The organism is Mesorhizobium sp. M7A.F.Ca.CA.003.01.2.1 (assembly GCF_003998945.1).
GTDB classification, from domain to species: Bacteria; Pseudomonadota; Alphaproteobacteria; order Rhizobiales; family Rhizobiaceae; genus Mesorhizobium; species Mesorhizobium ciceri.
This window is the reverse complement of the sequence record NZ_RZRA01000022.1, coordinates 1-15,860: the sequence shown is the minus strand read 5'-3', so window position 1 is coordinate 15,860 and position 15,860 is coordinate 1. Positions and strand designations below refer to the sequence as shown.

18 protein-coding genes are annotated in these 15,860 nt (G+C 60.9%); 6 read left to right on the top strand and 12 right to left on the bottom strand.

The annotated features are described in order from the left end of the window. Positions 1-282 precede the first annotated feature (282 nt). The 9 genes from EN969_RS02435 to EN969_RS02395 all read right to left on the bottom strand — a co-directional run bounded on the left by EN969_RS02435 (position 283) and on the right by EN969_RS02395 (position 4,760). On the bottom strand, positions 283-615 hold the full coding sequence (locus EN969_RS02435) for a hypothetical protein (RefSeq protein WP_013533179.1): 333 nt from the start codon (positions 613-615) through the stop codon (positions 283-285). 2 nt (positions 616-617) lie between these two features. Further along, entirely contained in the window at positions 618-944 is a 327-nt protein-coding gene (locus EN969_RS02430) for a hypothetical protein (RefSeq protein WP_335916772.1), read from the bottom strand. Between the two features lie 32 nt (positions 945-976). Next, positions 977-2,197 carry a divalent metal cation transporter gene (locus EN969_RS02425; RefSeq protein ID WP_063170167.1) on the bottom strand — a complete coding sequence of 407 codons (1,221 nt, stop codon included), beginning with the start codon at positions 2,195-2,197 and terminating at the stop codon, positions 977-979. Further along, positions 2,194-2,730 carry a hypothetical protein gene (locus tag EN969_RS02420; RefSeq protein WP_245441275.1) on the bottom strand — a complete coding sequence of 179 codons (537 nt, stop codon included), beginning with the start codon at positions 2,728-2,730 and terminating at the stop codon, positions 2,194-2,196. Before EN969_RS02420 ends, EN969_RS02425 begins: the two co-directional genes overlap by 4 nt. 324 nt (positions 2,731-3,054) lie before the next feature. Then, positions 3,055-3,282, bottom strand: coding sequence for a hypothetical protein (locus EN969_RS02415; RefSeq protein WP_063170474.1), 228 nt, complete (start codon positions 3,280-3,282; stop codon positions 3,055-3,057). A gap of 126 nt (positions 3,283-3,408) precedes the next feature. After that, on the bottom strand, positions 3,409-4,011 hold the full coding sequence (locus EN969_RS02410; protein WP_063170165.1) for a hypothetical protein: 603 nt from the start codon (positions 4,009-4,011) through the stop codon (positions 3,409-3,411). A 47-nt stretch (positions 4,012-4,058) separates the two neighbouring features. Beyond that, positions 4,059-4,274, bottom strand: coding sequence for a hypothetical protein (locus EN969_RS02405; RefSeq protein WP_063170164.1), 216 nt, complete (start codon positions 4,272-4,274; stop codon positions 4,059-4,061). A gap of 4 nt (positions 4,275-4,278) precedes the next feature. Beyond that, positions 4,279-4,497 (bottom strand): hypothetical protein, encoded by a 219-nt coding sequence (locus EN969_RS02400; protein WP_063170163.1) that lies wholly within the window; start codon positions 4,495-4,497, stop codon positions 4,279-4,281. Continuing rightward, positions 4,494-4,760 (bottom strand): hypothetical protein, encoded by a 267-nt coding sequence (locus tag EN969_RS02395; RefSeq protein ID WP_063170162.1) that lies wholly within the window; start codon positions 4,758-4,760, stop codon positions 4,494-4,496. The genes EN969_RS02400 and EN969_RS02395 overlap by 4 nt, the downstream gene beginning before the upstream one ends. Positions 4,761-5,458: 698 nt before the next feature. On the opposite strand from EN969_RS02395, the gene EN969_RS02385 reads away from it, so the two are divergent. Then, positions 5,459-6,637, top strand: a complete 1,179-nt coding sequence (locus EN969_RS02385) for a zinc-dependent alcohol dehydrogenase (RefSeq protein ID WP_063170161.1) — start codon at positions 5,459-5,461, stop codon at positions 6,635-6,637. A 422-nt stretch (positions 6,638-7,059) separates the two neighbouring features. Here EN969_RS02385 and EN969_RS02380 read toward each other — a convergent pair whose 3' ends face one another. Together EN969_RS02380 and EN969_RS02375 are read right to left on the bottom strand one after the other, a co-directional pair. After that, positions 7,060-7,440 (bottom strand): response regulator, encoded by a 381-nt coding sequence (locus EN969_RS02380; protein WP_063170160.1) that lies wholly within the window; start codon positions 7,438-7,440, stop codon positions 7,060-7,062. After that, positions 7,437-10,547, bottom strand: a complete 3,111-nt coding sequence (locus EN969_RS02375; protein WP_063170159.1) for a CheR family methyltransferase — start codon at positions 10,545-10,547, stop codon at positions 7,437-7,439. The genes EN969_RS02380 and EN969_RS02375 overlap by 4 nt, the downstream gene beginning before the upstream one ends. A gap of 271 nt (positions 10,548-10,818) precedes the next feature. Between EN969_RS02375 and EN969_RS02370 the strand changes: the two genes are divergently transcribed. Then, positions 10,819-11,475 carry a response regulator gene (locus tag EN969_RS02370; RefSeq protein WP_082826656.1) on the top strand — a complete coding sequence of 219 codons (657 nt, stop codon included), beginning with the start codon at positions 10,819-10,821 and terminating at the stop codon, positions 11,473-11,475. Between the two features lie 102 nt (positions 11,476-11,577). On the opposite strand, the gene EN969_RS02365 is transcribed toward EN969_RS02370, so the two are convergent. Further along, complete coding sequence (locus EN969_RS02365) at positions 11,578-11,850, bottom strand: hypothetical protein (RefSeq protein ID WP_063170158.1); 273 nt, start codon at positions 11,848-11,850, stop codon at positions 11,578-11,580. A gap of 205 nt (positions 11,851-12,055) precedes the next feature. On the opposite strand from EN969_RS02365, the gene EN969_RS02360 reads away from it, so the two are divergent. The 4 genes from EN969_RS02360 to EN969_RS02345 form a co-directional block, all read left to right on the top strand. Beyond that, positions 12,056-13,162, top strand: a complete 1,107-nt coding sequence (locus EN969_RS02360) for an SDR family NAD(P)-dependent oxidoreductase (protein WP_024502367.1) — start codon at positions 12,056-12,058, stop codon at positions 13,160-13,162. After that, on the top strand, positions 13,159-14,232 hold the full coding sequence (locus tag EN969_RS02355; protein ID WP_063170157.1) for an NAD-dependent epimerase/dehydratase family protein: 1,074 nt from the start codon (positions 13,159-13,161) through the stop codon (positions 14,230-14,232). Before EN969_RS02360 ends, EN969_RS02355 begins: the two co-directional genes overlap by 4 nt. Continuing rightward, complete coding sequence (locus EN969_RS02350) at positions 14,229-15,521, top strand: TIGR04295 family B12-binding domain-containing radical SAM protein (RefSeq protein ID WP_063170156.1); 1,293 nt, start codon at positions 14,229-14,231, stop codon at positions 15,519-15,521. The genes EN969_RS02355 and EN969_RS02350 overlap by 4 nt, the downstream gene beginning before the upstream one ends. Further along, positions 15,506-15,860, top strand: a 355-nt coding sequence (locus EN969_RS02345; protein WP_164758127.1) for a glycosyltransferase, incomplete at its 3' end; no start/stop codon positions are given. The genes EN969_RS02350 and EN969_RS02345, both read left to right, overlap by 16 nt.

The following is a 15,860-nucleotide window of genomic DNA, read 5'->3' as shown; positions in this document are numbered from 1 at the left end:
CCCGGCGTCTTGTCGTGCGTTGCTCCTGCCTGAACTTCGCCTCTGGCCGCGGACACACAAAATCCGGTCGCTGAGACAAGTCCGCCGCGCACTCGTCCAAAATTCGAAAACGATGCCAGCTTTGCCAATGCCATGCGTCCGGTCGAAGGCGAGCCGGAACTGCGGCCTGGCGGCAACTGGCCGGTGTTGGTGATTGCAGCTGTCGTTTTGACAGCAGCCGTGGTCTTCCTGGCGGCAAGCATGCTGCGCTGAGACTAATCCCGACGATGCAGCACCCACGACCTATTCCTGGAGGTCCGGCGCGTCCTTCATGCCTGAGAGTTCAGTCATTGGGCACAGCAGCCGCGGTCGCGCGGGATCGGAGATGTCGAGCTTGTCCCAAGGAATGCGGTATAGACCGTCGCGGCGGCGTAATCGGAAAAGATCCAGCACCGCCACGCCTATGGCCGAGGCCGAAAGACGCTCGAAAGCAGCGTAGACCCCGACGTGGAATTCGGTGACGACGAAATCGTCACCATCCCGTTCGGCGCGGATCTCCTCGATATAACCGACATTCTTGCCGCGCTGCGAGAGTACGCGCCGCCCCGCCAGATGCTCGAGATTGACCGTAATCATCATCAAGCTCCCGGAATGCGCCCGATGATATGGTCGCGCAACCAGTCCTGCCAGGCGAAGATCGACGTTTCTCGCACATCGATGTCGAACTCGATATCGATGCCGATATCTTTCACCTTGCGCCAAGCGATCCGATGAGGTTCGCCATGCTGCGTGCCGCCCAGCTTGACCGCGAGCCGCGCCATCCAGCGCCCGGGCCGTGCGCCGAGGCGACGCGCCAGGGTGATGGAGCCGAGCTCGATGGCAATGATCCGAGGCGGCTTGCCAGGCCGCAACTGCGCCACCAAACCGTCGACCTTACCGACCTTGACCTGCTCGCGGTCGACCACCTGCTTGTCCAGGAGATCACGCAGCAACTTCATCATGTGCCTCCGAATATCTGCAGCGGGATGGTCACCACCGCCAGTACGAAGCCAAGCGCGATGATGAAGATGACGGCGGCATTTGACAAAATGCCGTTGCGATGCTCGCCGACATAACGTTTGTCGTTCAGCAGAAACAGGAACGGAACGACGGTCAGCGGAAGGCTGGCAGCCGTCAGCGCCATGGAAAAGATGGTGAGCCTCAGCGGGTCAAGACCAAGCGCGATGGGAATAGCCGCCAACAGTAATGATATCGTGTAGATGGCGCTGAAACCCGGATCGTCGCGCGGCTTGCGATCCTCGCCCCAATTCCAGCCGAACCCTTGGGCCACAAGATAGGCCTGTTGCAACCCGACCTCGAGCGCAGCGCCGAAGCAGGCGATGGCGAGAGAAGCAACAAACAGCACGAAGCCCCAGAAGCCGAATATGGGGATCAGCATCAACGGCAGTTGGTGATAGTCGTCCACCTGGGTGACGCCATGCGTGGCGAGCACGAGAGCGGCCACGATCAACACGCCGATCGAGATGGTGCCCCCGAAGGTCATGCCCAACCCCGCTATGGCCCGATTGGCGCCGAGATAGCTTTTGTCCCACCGGTCCTCGATGGCCCCCGAGGAATAGAACATGAACAGGTAGGGCGATATCGAGGCGCCCAGAATGCTGACCGCCATGAACCAGTAATTGGCGGCATCGTGGACCGGCAGCGAAGGCACGGCGCCCCTTGCGACTGCCGTCCAATCAGGTCTCAGCATCACCGCTCCGACGACGAAACACAGCGTCACCAGACCGAGAAACGACACGCCCTTCTCGATGACGCCGAACGTGCCTTTCCAGAGCAGCAGCCACGCCAGCAAAGCCACCGGCAGTGCCCACCACTGGAAGCCTATGCCCGTGGCAAGTTCGAGCGCAATGGCAACGCCGCCGATCTCGGCGGACAGCACCAGGAAATTGACCAGCAAGGCGGCAAGCAACGGCCATAGAAAGACGTTGAAACCGAACCTTTCGCGGATGCCGTCGGAGATCGTGTGATGGCTCACGGCCGCGAACCGGCCGGACATTTCGACAAGGAAGATGATGCAGACGGTGCCAAGCACCACCGCCCAGATCAACTGGAAGCCAAACATCGCGCCTGCCTGCGCCGCCGTCGCCATGGACCCAACTTCGAGGAAGCCGCCGACGCTGGTGACGACGCCGAGGGATATTTCCATGAGCTTTTTCATGGCTTCGGCGCGAAATACTTGGCGTAGGCGGCAGCGAGCGCACGCGACGCCAGCCGTAAATCCTGTTGCGCGTCTTGGACTTCCAGCCGGTCATCTGCCTGCAGTCCGGCCTCGGCACGCGTCACCGCGACCGACAAATCATTGACTGCTTTTGTCAGAGAAGCTTGCTCGGTGGGTTCACTGGTTTCGGCGGACCGGATTTGCGCCCCCGTATCTACGAGCGTCTTGGCGATCGATTGCAGCGTGTCCACCGTGTATGCGGTCGGCGCCGCGCCGCCCATCCAAGCGTCGAGCAACATCGATGCGGTCTGTGCCGCGGAAGCCGCTGTTCGTGATTGCTGCTCGATCTCGTCGGAAGACGAGCATCCCGCCGACACGCACAACAGCAACAGCAAGCACAAACAATCCAGCCGGAAATGACGGCCGCTGAGGATCAAATTCGGCGTTTGGTGCGCCACAAGAATAGTCTCCCCTAGTGCCGAACGAGCGGTGGTCGGCTTGAATTGACCTAGAGCGTTCAGCGGGCGCGTCAACGAAAGCCCATCCGGCGGGGCGGCTGCAGGGCATGTGGACGCGACAGATCTCAGCCGGCCACCGCAACTCAAGCGGAACAAAGGATCGCGTGCGGAATTAGGAGCACAAGGAGGCGGCGGAGCCGACTTCAATTCCGTCCTGATCATCACGTCGACGTGAATGGACTGCTGGCACGGAGAATCCCGCAATGCCTCGTCTCATATCCTGGATAGTGATCGTGGCAGTCGTGATCGTCGCGGCTTGGCTGTGGTTCGGCGGCCATAGAGCAAGCAACGATGGCGGCAGCCAACCCGCGCCTCACGCGATAGACCAGAACGGGTAGGTCAATCCTGATCGGCCGGGCTGCGAGGGGCCACGATCCTGTATTCGTGGATCAGGCCGAAAACCTGATTTCTCACCGTCTCGCGCGCTTCGGGCTGGATGAAAGGCATTAGCCGGTCGACGCTTTCAACGAGTTCCGGCGGCAGGTCCGCCACCGCATCCGTGAGTTCGCTGGCATGTTCATACATGTTGTCCGTCAGCTTTTTGTCGAGGTCGGAAAGGATGCTCATCATCACGCTCCATGTCTGTCCTCTCCCGTTCTGTTAATGACCAGTCCGGCAGAGATGTTCCGCGCGAGACGGCGCTCAGACCGCTGAGTACTTGTGGTCAAGGAAGCATCGTTTCAGACCGCCCCATCACCGCAACGTCGTGTGGCCCGGGTCGCGTCGCCTGGCTTTCGGCGGGATCAGCCTCCCGGCATTGGCCCGTAAGCCCCTGACGAATTCCTCCACATACGGAAGCAACTCGAAAAGTACGATCACGGCCATCACGCAGACGATATAGATCAGTGGCAACTGCTGCGATTTCCAGACGATATCGAAGCGCGCGGTTTCCGGCCCCGCCCCGAACAACGCAAGAAACTGCGTCCAATGGAGGGAGACGACGCTGACCAGGCCCATCAGCGGGATCATTTCCAGAAAGCTGTGCACATGCTGTTCGATCGGCGTTACCCTGCGCGCCGTGGTTGCATAGCGTACATCCCACATCGCCGTCGCCTCGTGGATGAAGAAGGTGACGATCATGACAGCGATGACCAAGGCATTCACCTCGAGGAACATGGCTGCCAGCAACGGCACGCCTACTTCGGCGAACATCAGAAGATGGATCAAGGATTCCTTGGCGCCCGTGGTCGACTCGATATGTGAGGCGCGGTGGCAAAGCCAGTCTGCAAAGCCAGCGACAAGCCAGACGGGAAGCAGAAAGTACATAAGGATCAGCACGGTGGGACCTGACAGCATAAACGCGTCTGGCTTGGTTCGAGGTCTACTCAGAGACGAGCTGTCGATCACTGCCCAGGCATTTCGGTGTTTTCCTTGGGATTCTTCTGGACGCCCGCGGCTGGTGAGGTATCCGCCGGGGCGTTGCCACCCTGGTTCTGTTCAGGCGCGCGTTTCAGCGGCGAGGTCTGCCAGCCCATATCAATGTAGAAAAAGCCGACGACGAAACCGACAATGATGACTGCGGCTATCACCAGCGAGATTATCGCGTTGCGTCGCTCCATAGGCCTAGCCGCCACTTGGCTTGGGAGATGCAGGCTGGGCTGGCTGCGTACCTTGCTGATCGCCGCCGGTGCTGGTCTGCGGTGTCGGGTTGGTGTCCGTCGTGGGATTCTTGTCGACCGGTTGGCTGTTCGTGGTATCCGTCTTGGACTTGGCTGGATCGGCATTGTCATTACACGCCGCCAAGGCGAGCAATGCGGCCGACATCAAAAGCACTGCCCTCATGCTGATTTCTCCTGGCTGAGTTCGGGCGAAGCCGCCTGCCAATGACCTATCCGGTCGAACCGCACCGACAGCCCTTGTTTGACGGCGCTTCTGGCCAGCAGATGGTCCAGTTCGGCGTCCTCGATCGGGCTTCGTACGACCTGGCGGATGGCCTTACAGGCGAGTTCGGTCGAGACGAAATCATATCTCCTGCTCCTGGCGACAACATATTGTTCGACCAGCATCTTTACGCGCCTGAGCGCGATTTCTTCCGCGAATTGCATTTTGTTCCTCCTGCACGCCGAACTGCTGAACGGGTACGTTGTTCCAAAGATTTAAAACATGGCGCCCTGCCCATAGAAAGCCCGCGCTGCCGCGAGGGCGCGCGGGCTGATCAGGCTGAGGGAACCCGACCGTGCAGCATCAAACAAGGGGAGCGATGACGCTGCACGGCTACCGAACTCGCACAAACTTGAGTTGTTCCACCGCCATCATGAGTTGTTCACAGTCGAATGTGCCCAGAACAAAATCGCTTTTCATGGCCGGCATAAAGCCGCCCATTCAATCCTATCCGTACGGAACAATCAGCCTCGATGGTGGTTCGGCCGAAGCGAAATTCGGAGGACGTTATGACGAATGAAAAGTTGGCCGTGGTGAGGGCAAGGTCGGCACCGATGAGAAGGACAATCCCACCGATGTAGTCATAGCCGGTTACGAGGCGAGATGGCCGGCGAGGAACAAGTCATCAGCAGTTGGAGAACAAGCTGCAGGTCGCCGCGGCGCATGTGATGCCGGCAGGCACGCTGGCTGAACAGCACCGCAAGATGGCCGAGCCGGGTTCCGCATCCAAAGACTGAACAATCGGGCATCACGGCAGCAACTCCTATGTGTTGACCTGTATATCGACGGATTGCTGCAGACGCTCAGACGGTGCCTTTTACACGATTTGCCTTCCAACCTTCTTCCAACAAGGAGCAACCTCATGAAAGCGCTCACATGGCACGGCAAAGGCGACATCCGATGCGACCAGGTGGCTGATCCCGCTATAGAGGATGATCGCGACGTCATCATCAAGGTCATCTGCTGCGCCATATGCGGCTCGGACCTGCATCTGATGAACGGATATATGCCGACCATGGAATCGGGCGACGTGCTTGGACACGAGACCATGGGCGAGGTCGTGGAAGTCGGCCGCGGCCATTCGAAATTCAGGAAGGGTGACCGCATCGTGGTGCCGTTCAACATCTCATGCGGCGAATGCTGGTTTTGCCAGAAGGGGCTGTTCTCGCTTTGCGACAGGTCCAATCCCAATGCCAAACAGGCCGCCGAAGTGATGGGACAATCCCCGGCGGGCCTGTTCGGCTATTCGCATCTGGTCGGCGGCTATTGGGGAGGGCAAGCCGAATATCTGCGAGTCCCTTTCGCCGATGTCGGTCCGATAAAGGTGCCCGAAGGAATGGACGACGAACAGGTGCTGTTCCTCTCAGACATCTTCCCGACTGGCTACATGGCGGCTGAAAATGCCGGCATCGAGCCAGGCGATACCGTCGCTATCTGGGGCTGCGGTCCGGTCGGCCAGTTCGCCATCCAAAGCGCATGGATGCTCGGCGCCGGCCGCGTTATTGCCATAGACAAGGTGCCGGAGCGGCTGGCGATGGCTCGCGAGCACGGCAAGGCCGAGACGCTCGACTTCAGCAACTCCGATATTTACGACGCCTTGATGGCGATGACCGATGGCCGCGGTCCTGATCGCTGCATCGACTGTGTCGGTACCGAGTCGGATCCCGGCGCCAGTGCCGACGCCATGCTCGACAAGGTCAAGGCCGCCGTCTACCTCGGCACCGACAGGCCGCATGTACTGCGCGAAGCAATCTACTCCTGCCGCAAAGGCGGCACCATCTCGGTGCCCGGCGTCTATATCGGTCTCGTCGATCATATTCCGTTCGGCGCCGCCATGAACAAGGGCCTGACCTTCCGGATGGGTCAGACCCATACTCAGCGTTACCTCGAACCGCTCCTGGACATAGTCCAGAAGGGCGACATCGATCCCTCCTTCGTGATCACGCACCGGGCGGATCTCGGAGCCGGGCCGGATCTCTACAAGACGTTCCGTGACAAGCAGGATGGCTGCATCAAGGTGGTGATGCGGCCGCATGGTTGAGGTGTCGGGCTCTCGCACCAGGTCTGCCCTGAGTAAGTCGGCGGCCGTGGATCGCAATGGACCCGTTGGCACCTGGAACCTTCGATCGCGGCGACGGTTTGACCTGCAGACTTCACAGCGGCGGGACTACCGTGCCCCACCCGATGCAAAGAAAGGTGCTGCCATGAGCAATGAGAGTTCCACATCGAAACCCAGCGTCCGGTCTCCGAACGCCGATGGTCTGCCGCACCCGAGACGGGACGCCAGTGACACGGATGCCGGTGGCAAGCCGGAGACGCCGAAAACCGCAGGCACATCCCGGCCGTCGACCGCGCCGCTTGACAATCCGGTTGCCAATCGCAACGCCGGGCGGCCGCGTCAGGCGAGCACCACGCCTCGGCCGACGGACAAGCCCCTGGACTGATCGAAACCGGCTGTTGAAATCACGACGAGTGCGTGTCGGGACGAAGCAATGCCAGGTCGGCCAGGGTGTTGAGAAGGGCAGCGTCGCCTGCCGGCTTTGGCACGAATTTGCAGCTTCGGAAGGGTTGGGGAACATCACGCGGCCCAAATCCGGTCATGAAGGCGAAGGGGACGCCGCGAGCCAGCAATGTTTCGGCTACGGGCAGACTCGTTTCACCGTTCAATTGAATGTCGAGCAGCGCCACGTCGACTTTGCCTGCATCGATAAGTTGACGAGCCGCGGCGACCGACGAGACCGGGCCGATCACGGGATAACCCGCCGCACGCAGGCGAGACGCGACGTCTTCGGCGATCAGCCATTCGTCCTCGACCACCAGAACGCGCGGCCTGTCGTCGCTCACGGCGCCTCCTTGTGGTTTGCTGGAAACGCGATCTGGACGCTGAGGCCGTCCTTGTGGAACGCGGTCTCGACATGGCCGCCGAGCCTGTAACCAATTTCTCCCTGCAGCAGTGTCAGGCCAAAACCATTGTCCAAGGGCGCCTTGACAACAGGGCCGTCCTTTTCGCGCCAGCCAAATGTGAAACTGTCCTCCTCGATCGACCATTGCACACTGACCTTGCCGTCGGTTTTTGACAAAGCGCCGTACTTGGCCGCGTTGGTGGCCAGTTCATGAATGGCCATGCTGAGGGAAAGCCCCTGTTGCGGACCTAGTTTGACATCCTCGCCATCGAGTTCGATCCGCTCGATGCCGAATGGTTCGAGCTCCTGCTGGAGCAGTTCCCTGACCGAGGCTTCCTTCCATCTCTCCCGGGTCAGCAGGCCGTAGGCCCGCGACATGGCATGCAGGCGACCGATCAGCGCATCCGCGAACTCCTCCTTCGTATCAGAACTTTCCCGCGTGCGGCTTGCAATGCTGGCGATCACCGCAAGCATATTCTTGACCCGGTGGTTGAGTTCAGAGATGAGCACCTGCTGATGCTCTTCCGCCTGTGCCAGAGTGGTGACATCGACAAGTGTCACCACCACGCCCTGGATCCTGTTGCCCTTGTCGCGATAGGGATTGATGCGGACCATGTGGAACAGGCCCCTGGCATCGCGTGCCAGATGGTGATTCAGGATCTCGCCTGTCTCGAAAACCTTGTCGATGTGCTGCTTCAGCTCGGGGTAGTCGAGCTGGCTAGACAGATCCGTCAGCGGCCGGCCGACATCGGAGGGACGCAGGCTGAAGAAGGATGACGCCGCCGGCGTGAAGGTACGGACCACAAGGCTGCGGTCGAGGAAAATGGTCGCGATGTCGGTGCTTTCGAACAGGTTGCGCAGATCGCCGTTGACGTGGTCGAGCTCCTCTATCTTGGCCGTCAACTCGGCGTTGATCGTGTTGAGCTCCTCGTTGAGCGACTGCATCTCCTCCTTCGAGGCTTCGAGTTCCTCATTGGTGGACTGCGCCTCCTCATTGACGGAGACGAGTTCCTCGTTCGACGATTTGACCTCCTCCAGCGCGGTCTCGTATTCCTCGATCGTCGATTGCAGGCGCTCCCTGGTGTCGCGCAGCTCCCGCTCGAGATCGGCGGTGCTGTCACTGTCACGGCCGCCGCCGTCTTCCTCTGAGCGGGCCTGGGTCGGCCCCGACGGTTCGAACAGGACGAGATAAAGCGGCTCGCCATTGCCACGTTCGGTGAGCGGTTCGATCGTGAGCTTGATCGGCTGGACCCGTTCGTCGTCTTCCTCTACGATGAGGTTTTCCCGCACCACTGTGCGGCGCGTCGTCGTCGCTTCCCGCAACGCGGCGCGGAGGTCCAGTCGCAGCCCACGCCTAGCCATCGTCAGCAACTGCCGGCTGGGAATCCCTTGCGGCGCTTCGAGATATCTGCCGGTCCTGGCCGAATAATAGACGACATCGCCCTCGGCGTTGACCAGGACATGCGGCGGAGCGAAGCGCTCCAGCACCTGCGCCTCGACAGCCTGGCGCAGCGGATAACCGGCGGCTCCCTTCCTTAAGCCGGCGCTTTCAGAGGGAAAGACGCCGGAACGGCTCTCACCGATCAAGGCGGGCAGCCTGATATGCGGCGAGGCATGCTCGCGCGCCTGGAAGAGACGATGTTTCTTGTCGACAGTGGCAAACAGATTGTCGTGCTGCCCAACGCTTTCGGAGGTGCCGAGGAACAGGTAACCGCCGGGCTTCAATGCATAGTGAAAGACAGGGATGACACGGCTCTGGATGCTCGGGCCGAAATAGATCAGCAGATTGCGGCAGGAGACCAGATCCATGCGCGAGAAAGGCGGATCGCGAATGACGCTGTGCGGCGAGAAGATGCACAGTTCCCGTATCTCGTTGCTAATGACATAGCTCTCTCCGTCGCCGTTGAAGAACCGCTGTCGGCGTTCGGGTGAAAGCCCTTGCAGCAAGGCTTCGGGATAGCGTGCCGCCCGGGCCACCGCCAGCGCAGGCTCGTCGATGTCGGTGGCAAATATCTGGACGCGCGGAACGACCGTAAGCTTCTCCATGTGTTCGCGCAGCAGGATGCCGATAGAGAACACCTCCTCGCCCGTGGCGCATCCGGGAACCCAGACCCTGACGGTGTCGCTGGCGGTCTTGCCTTCGAACAACTGCGGTATGATCTTTCGCTCGAGCAACTCGAAGGCATCGGGGTCGCGAAAGAAGTTGGTGACATTGATCAGCAGATCGCGAAAAAGGTTCATCACCTCGCGAGCATCTTTCTTCAGCCAGTCTATATAGGCGCTGATGGAATGGACCTGGGCGATCTGCATGCGTCGCTTCACGCGGCGCAGAAATGTCTTGGTCTTGTAGCCCGAGAAGTCGTGGCCGGAGTGGCTGCGCAGAATGGCGTATATCTGTTCTCGCACCTTATCGATGTCGGCCGTATGGTCGCCATCTTCTTCCGCCAGCCCTTCCAGCGTGTCGAAGCCGCGGGCGAAAGCCTCCAGCTTCGCCCCGATCTCCTCGGCGGGCACAGCGACGTCGACGAGCCCGCTGGCAATAGCGCTCTGTGGCATATCGGGATTGCGCGGCCCGTAGCCGTCGTGCGCTTGCGCGACAGTGAGGCCACCCCGCTCCTTGATCGCCTTGGCGCCCAGCGTTCCATCGGAATCACCGCCCGACAGAATGACGCCCACGGCATATTCGCCCTGGTCTTCAGCGAGCGCACTAAAGAAGATGTCGACGGGTTTGCGCTCTTGGGTAAGCCCGTTGGGCCGCCGCAGGCGCAGCACACCGTTGGCGATCGCCAGAGTGACGTTTTGTGGCATCACGTAGACGTGGTCAGGTACAACAGCTATGCCATCCTCGGCCACAACGACAGGCATCTCGGTGTAGCGGCTGACAACTTCATGCAACAGACTTTCTCGCTTCGGGCTGAGATGCGTGATGATGATGAACGCCATGCCGGGCTGGCTGGTAACGCCTTTGAACAAGCCTTCCATCGCGGGAATGCCACCCGCGGACGCGCCGATGCCAACGATGGGAAATCTAGTCGATCGGGCAGTCACGGCATGTCCCCCTTTCGCCGACCCGACATGAAGTCTCCTCAAGGCCGGATCGAACAGGACACAACCATATAGCGCGCAAGAGGTATGGAACAAGACGTCAGGGATGACGTTGAACCCGATATCAATGGTGGTTCAATGACGAAACGCTCTGCTGACATAAAACTCCGAGCGCCAGTGGTGTCAGGGGCGCCTGGATCGCTAGCAGATTCCGATGCGGGGCCCGTCCCGGATCGCATGCTGATGCTTGCGAAGCGGTTGCAGGCGGCCTTGGATGACAGAATTCGGAAAGCAAATCCTCTGCATTCTAACCTCCGTTGCAAGAAAGGATGACGACGTGCGCGACCTGCGGGGGCTGCATATTCTGATAGTTGAAGACGAATGGACGATGGCGGGAGATCTTGCGCGGTTTTTCAGCAATATGGGCGCCATAATCCTTGGTCCCGCTGCAACCGTCGAACAGGCTTCCAAACACACCGGGACGGCCGAAGCTGCAATCCTCGACGTCAATCTCAATGGCCGACGCGTGTTTCCAATCGCCGATGAGTTGATGCGCCGGGGTGTCCCCTTCGTGTTCTTCAGTGGCGATGACGACATCGCCATTCCCGACCATCTCCGCTATGCCAGCAATCTGCGGAAATCCTCGGGCAGCCAGGCGGTGTTCAACGCACTCTTTCCCCCGCAGGAATCGGGGCGGGCGCCCCCCGGACCGGACCCGTCCGACGACGTCTTCGCGCTTTTGCCCAAACTGCGACTTGCGGCGCGCCTTTTGCTGGGAGACGTCGACGCATCGGATCGGCTCGTCGAGAGGACGCTCGAGCAAGCGATCCGGGATGTCGACCGCAGACAGCCTGGTCAATCCACTGAAAACTGGCTCAACGGCATCATGCGAGAGATGGCGAAAACCCGCGGCGCAAACCTGATGCATTAATTTTACCCTCCCTCTCAGGCTGAAGTGCTAAGCCGCGGGGCCGTCATTGTTGACCACATCTCGACAACTGGGCCGTACAGATCAGCCGCTTGGCTTGCGTCATCAGCCCTTCTGATCGCGCTCGACGAATTTGTTGAAACGGCTGGCTTTCCCCTCCCCAGTCTTGGCCTGATACAGAAAGGCCAGATCGTTCTCGTCGAATATCCGGAAGAACTCGTCCCATTCGATGGGCTCGAATGCTTCCTCAGGCTCACCGAAGTCGATCCGCAGGATGCCGCCCTCGCCTTTTGTGCGTACCACTGCCGGCCGGCCGTCCCGCTCCTCGGCCCACTTGCGAATTTCGTCGTGGTCGGTGGTCGTTTGCGACTGAGACATTGAAATCTCCTTTGATCGGCGTTGCTCCATGGGACACGCGGGCTGTCGGGCGTCCTAACAGCACAAGGGCGTCAATGTTCCAGCACCGCGCCGTGATCGCGATGCCGGCCCAACGAAGTCCGCCAAAGGAACTTTGTTGAAGCAAGGGAACAAACCTTTTGCCGAAAAGTTCGGGGCGCCGAGGTTACTTGTCTGAGGAGTCGTCGTGAAACGCATATTGGTTACAGGAGGCTGCGGCTTCATCGGCCGGCATGTCGCACAGGAACTCGTCGAGCAGGATTATTCGGTTCGCATCCTCGATGCGCTGCTGGAGCAGGTGCATGCGGGCGAAGCCGTCGCGCTTCCCGCCGGGACCGAACTGATCAAAGGTGATGTCCGAGACCGGGAGGCGGTCGCCAGTGCGCTGGAAGGTGTTGACGCGGTCATTCATCTGGCGGCGGAAGTCGGCGTCGGACAATCGATGTACGAGATCGCGCGCTATGTCGGCGCCAATGATCTCGGCACCGCAACGCTACTTGAAGCACTGATCAAGCACCCGGTCGAACGGATCGTCGTCGCCTCGTCGATGAGCGTCTATGGCGAAGGGCTCTATGCAACGCCAGACGGCCGGCGCATCGACAATGCCCGGCGCAAGGCGAGCGACATCAAAAGCGGGCAATGGAATCCGCTGTCGCCAGAGGGAGCCCCCCTCTCGCCGCTGCCGACGGACGAAGAAAAGCCGGTCGATCTCGCCTCAATCTATGCGCTGACAAAATACGCACAAGAACGCGCTGTGCTGATCTTCGGCGAAGCCTATGGCATCGATGCTGTCGCGTTGCGCCTGTTCAATGTCTTCGGCGCCGGCCAGGCATTGTCGAACCCCTATACCGGCGTGCTGGCCAACTTCGCTTCGCGTCTCGCCAACGGCCAACGGCCAATGATCTTCGAGGATGGCGAACAGAAGCGCGATTTCGTCCATGTGCATGACGTCGCCCGCGCCTTTCGCCTTGCACTGCAGCAACGCCAGGCAAAGGGTCATGTCATCAACATCGGCAGCGGCCGAGCCTACGCGATCAGCGAAGTCGCACGATTGCTGGCCGAGGCCATGGGGACACCGAACCGCTCGCCCGAACTGCTCGGCAAAGCGCGCTCCGGCGATATCCGCAACTGCTTCGCCGATATTTCCAAGGCCCGTGAGCTGCTCGGTTTCGAGCCGGTGCGGCAACTGGAGAATTCGCTCGGCGATTTCGTTTCCTGGGTGCGTAACACGTCCGCCGTCGACCGCGGCGCCGACATGAAACGCGAGCTCGAAGAACGCGGGCTGGTGTCATGAACACACGCAATCGAAGCGACGCGCCGGTCGCCATCGTCGGCGGCAGCGGCTTCATAGGATCGAACCTCGCCGACAGCCTGTTGTCGGATGGCGAACCGGTGCTGGTGATCGACAATCTCAGCCGTCCGGGCGTCCAGCAGAACCTTGAATGGCTGGCGCAAAAACACGCCAGTCGCCTCACGGTGGAGACCATCGACGTGCGGGACGCCAACGCCTTGGCGCCGGCTCTGACGGGTTCAAAGGCAATTTTCCATCTGGCCGCGCAAACCGCCGTCACCACAAGCCTGGTCCAGCCGGGCGAGGATTTCGACATCAACCTTCGCGGAACATTCAACGTACTGGAGGCGGCGCGACTGAGCGGTGAGTGTATTCCTGTTGTCTTCGCCAGCACCAACAAGGTCTATGGCAGCCTGCCCGACGTCGCGGTCCGCGAGGACGGCGACCGCTATGTGCCTTGCGACAGCGTCATCCAGGCGAACGGCATCGATGAGGCTCGGGGCCTGGACTTCTGCACGCCCTACGGTTGCTCCAAGGGCGCGGCGGACCAGTATGTGCTCGACTACGCCAAATCCTACGGCATGCCGACGGCGGTGCTGCGGATGAGCTGCATCTATGGACCGCGCCAGTTCGGAACCGAGGACCAGGGCTGGGTCGCGCACTTCCTGCTCAGCGCGCTGACGGGACGCCCCATCACCATTTACGGTGACGGCAGGCAAGTGCGCGATATCCTACATGTTTCCGATGCCGTCGCCGCCTACAGGGCCGTACTCGACCACATCGAGACGACCAAAGGCCAGGCATTCAATCTTGGCGGCGGCCCGGAAAATGCGCTCAGCCTGCGCACGCTGTTGAGCGAGATCCGTGGCCTGACCGGCCATGAGCTTTCAATCCGCCATGATGGCGAACGCACCGGCGACCAGCCCTTCTTCGTCGCCGACACCCGCAAGATCAAAACCGCGCTTGGCTGGATGGCCCAGGTTTCATGGCGCGAAGGCGTCCGCGACCTAGCCGACTGGCTGCAGCGCCACCGGCTCGAGCCTCACCCCGAAGCCGTGAGGTACGTCGCATGAAAATCGCTCTGGTAAACCCATTCTGGACCTACGACGACAGCATCTATTTCGGCTGCCGCCAACCACATCTGCCGCTGGAACTCGGCTATTCGAAGGCCCTGCTCGAAGCCGCCGGACATGAGGTGCTGATGCTGGATGGTCAGTTGCAGAAGCTCGACAATTCCGGTCTTTGCGAGCGGGTGGCCGATTTCGCCCCGGCAATGACTGTCGTCAGTACCGCGCCGACCTATCTGTTCTGGCGCTGCGCACCGCCGGAATTGCGCGTGCCGGCCGATTTCCTCAACCTTCTCGCCGGGCGCGGTGGACGCACGGTCGCCGTCGGCCCGCACGGCTCGGCCACGCCGGCGCCAACCTTGCGCAAGCTCGGCGTCGACATCGTCGTGCGCGGCGAATGCGAAGAAGTCGTCGAGCAACTTGCCCGGCGCGACGATTGGAGCGCAGTGCCCTCAACCGCTTATCTGCGGGATGCCAGGGTGGTTTCGAACGGCGGCGTCCACGCCAGCTCGTTTGTCGATCATCCACCCCTCGAATGGCCTGCGGACTGGATCGCAGCCCATTCGCACCACCATCACAGGTTCGATGACAATCAGGTCGGGTTCGGCGCGGAAGTCGAGGCATCGCGCGGCTGTCCCTACAATTGCAGCTTCTGCGCCAAGATCGATTTCCGTGATGCCTATCGCCGTCGAAACCACGAAGCGGTGGTCGCGGAGATCGATCGGCTGATTGCCCAAGGTGTCGGCTACATCTACTTCATCGACGAAATCTTCCTGCCGCAAAAAGCGTTGCTGGAAGCCTTGGTCGATCGCAATGTGAAATTCGGCGTGCAGACCCGCATCGATCTGTGGAAGCCCGAGCTGCTGGAATTGCTGGGCGCCGCAGGCTGCGTCTCCATTGAAGCAGGGCTCGAAAGCCTGACGGTTGAAGGCCGGGCGATGCTGGCCAAGCGCTGCCGGCTGGGCACCGAGGAACTTGCCGCGCTGCTCGTCGATGCTAGACGTCACGTTCCATTCGTTCAAGCCAATCTGATCGGCGTGGTCGAGGATGATCCCGCCCTGGTCGAGCGCTGGCGAACCCACCTGATCGACCACGGCGTATGGGCCAATGAACCTGTTCCGCTTTATCCGTATCCGAGTTCGCCCAGCTATCGCGAGCTTTGGGGCGAACCCGACGACCTTGCCTGGGAGCGCGCCCATGACCACTATCTCGCATCCTTCCAGAAATTCAGTGACATCCAGGAGAAGCGGCCCCGGCCGCTGGCGGAACTGGAGGCGACATGTTGCGGACACTGACGCCGCGCTCGTGGCGCATCCTGATGACCGTCGATGCCGTGGGCGGCGTATGGCGCTATGCGCTTGATCTGGCAAGGGAACTTGTGAACGGCGGCGACAGCGTGGTGCTTGCCGGGCTCGGTCCCCAGCCGACGAGGCAGCAGGCTGCGGAGGCAGAGGCTTTCACCACGCTGATCTGGTTGAACACGCCGCCGGATTGGATGACCCACAGCGGCGGCGACCTGGATGCGCTACCGCGAGAATTGCTTGCGCCCATGCGCGACCACGCCATCGACCTAGTCCATTTCAACGCGCCGACGCAGGCGGCGGGATTCGATGCGCCGTGCCCAGCCGTGGCGG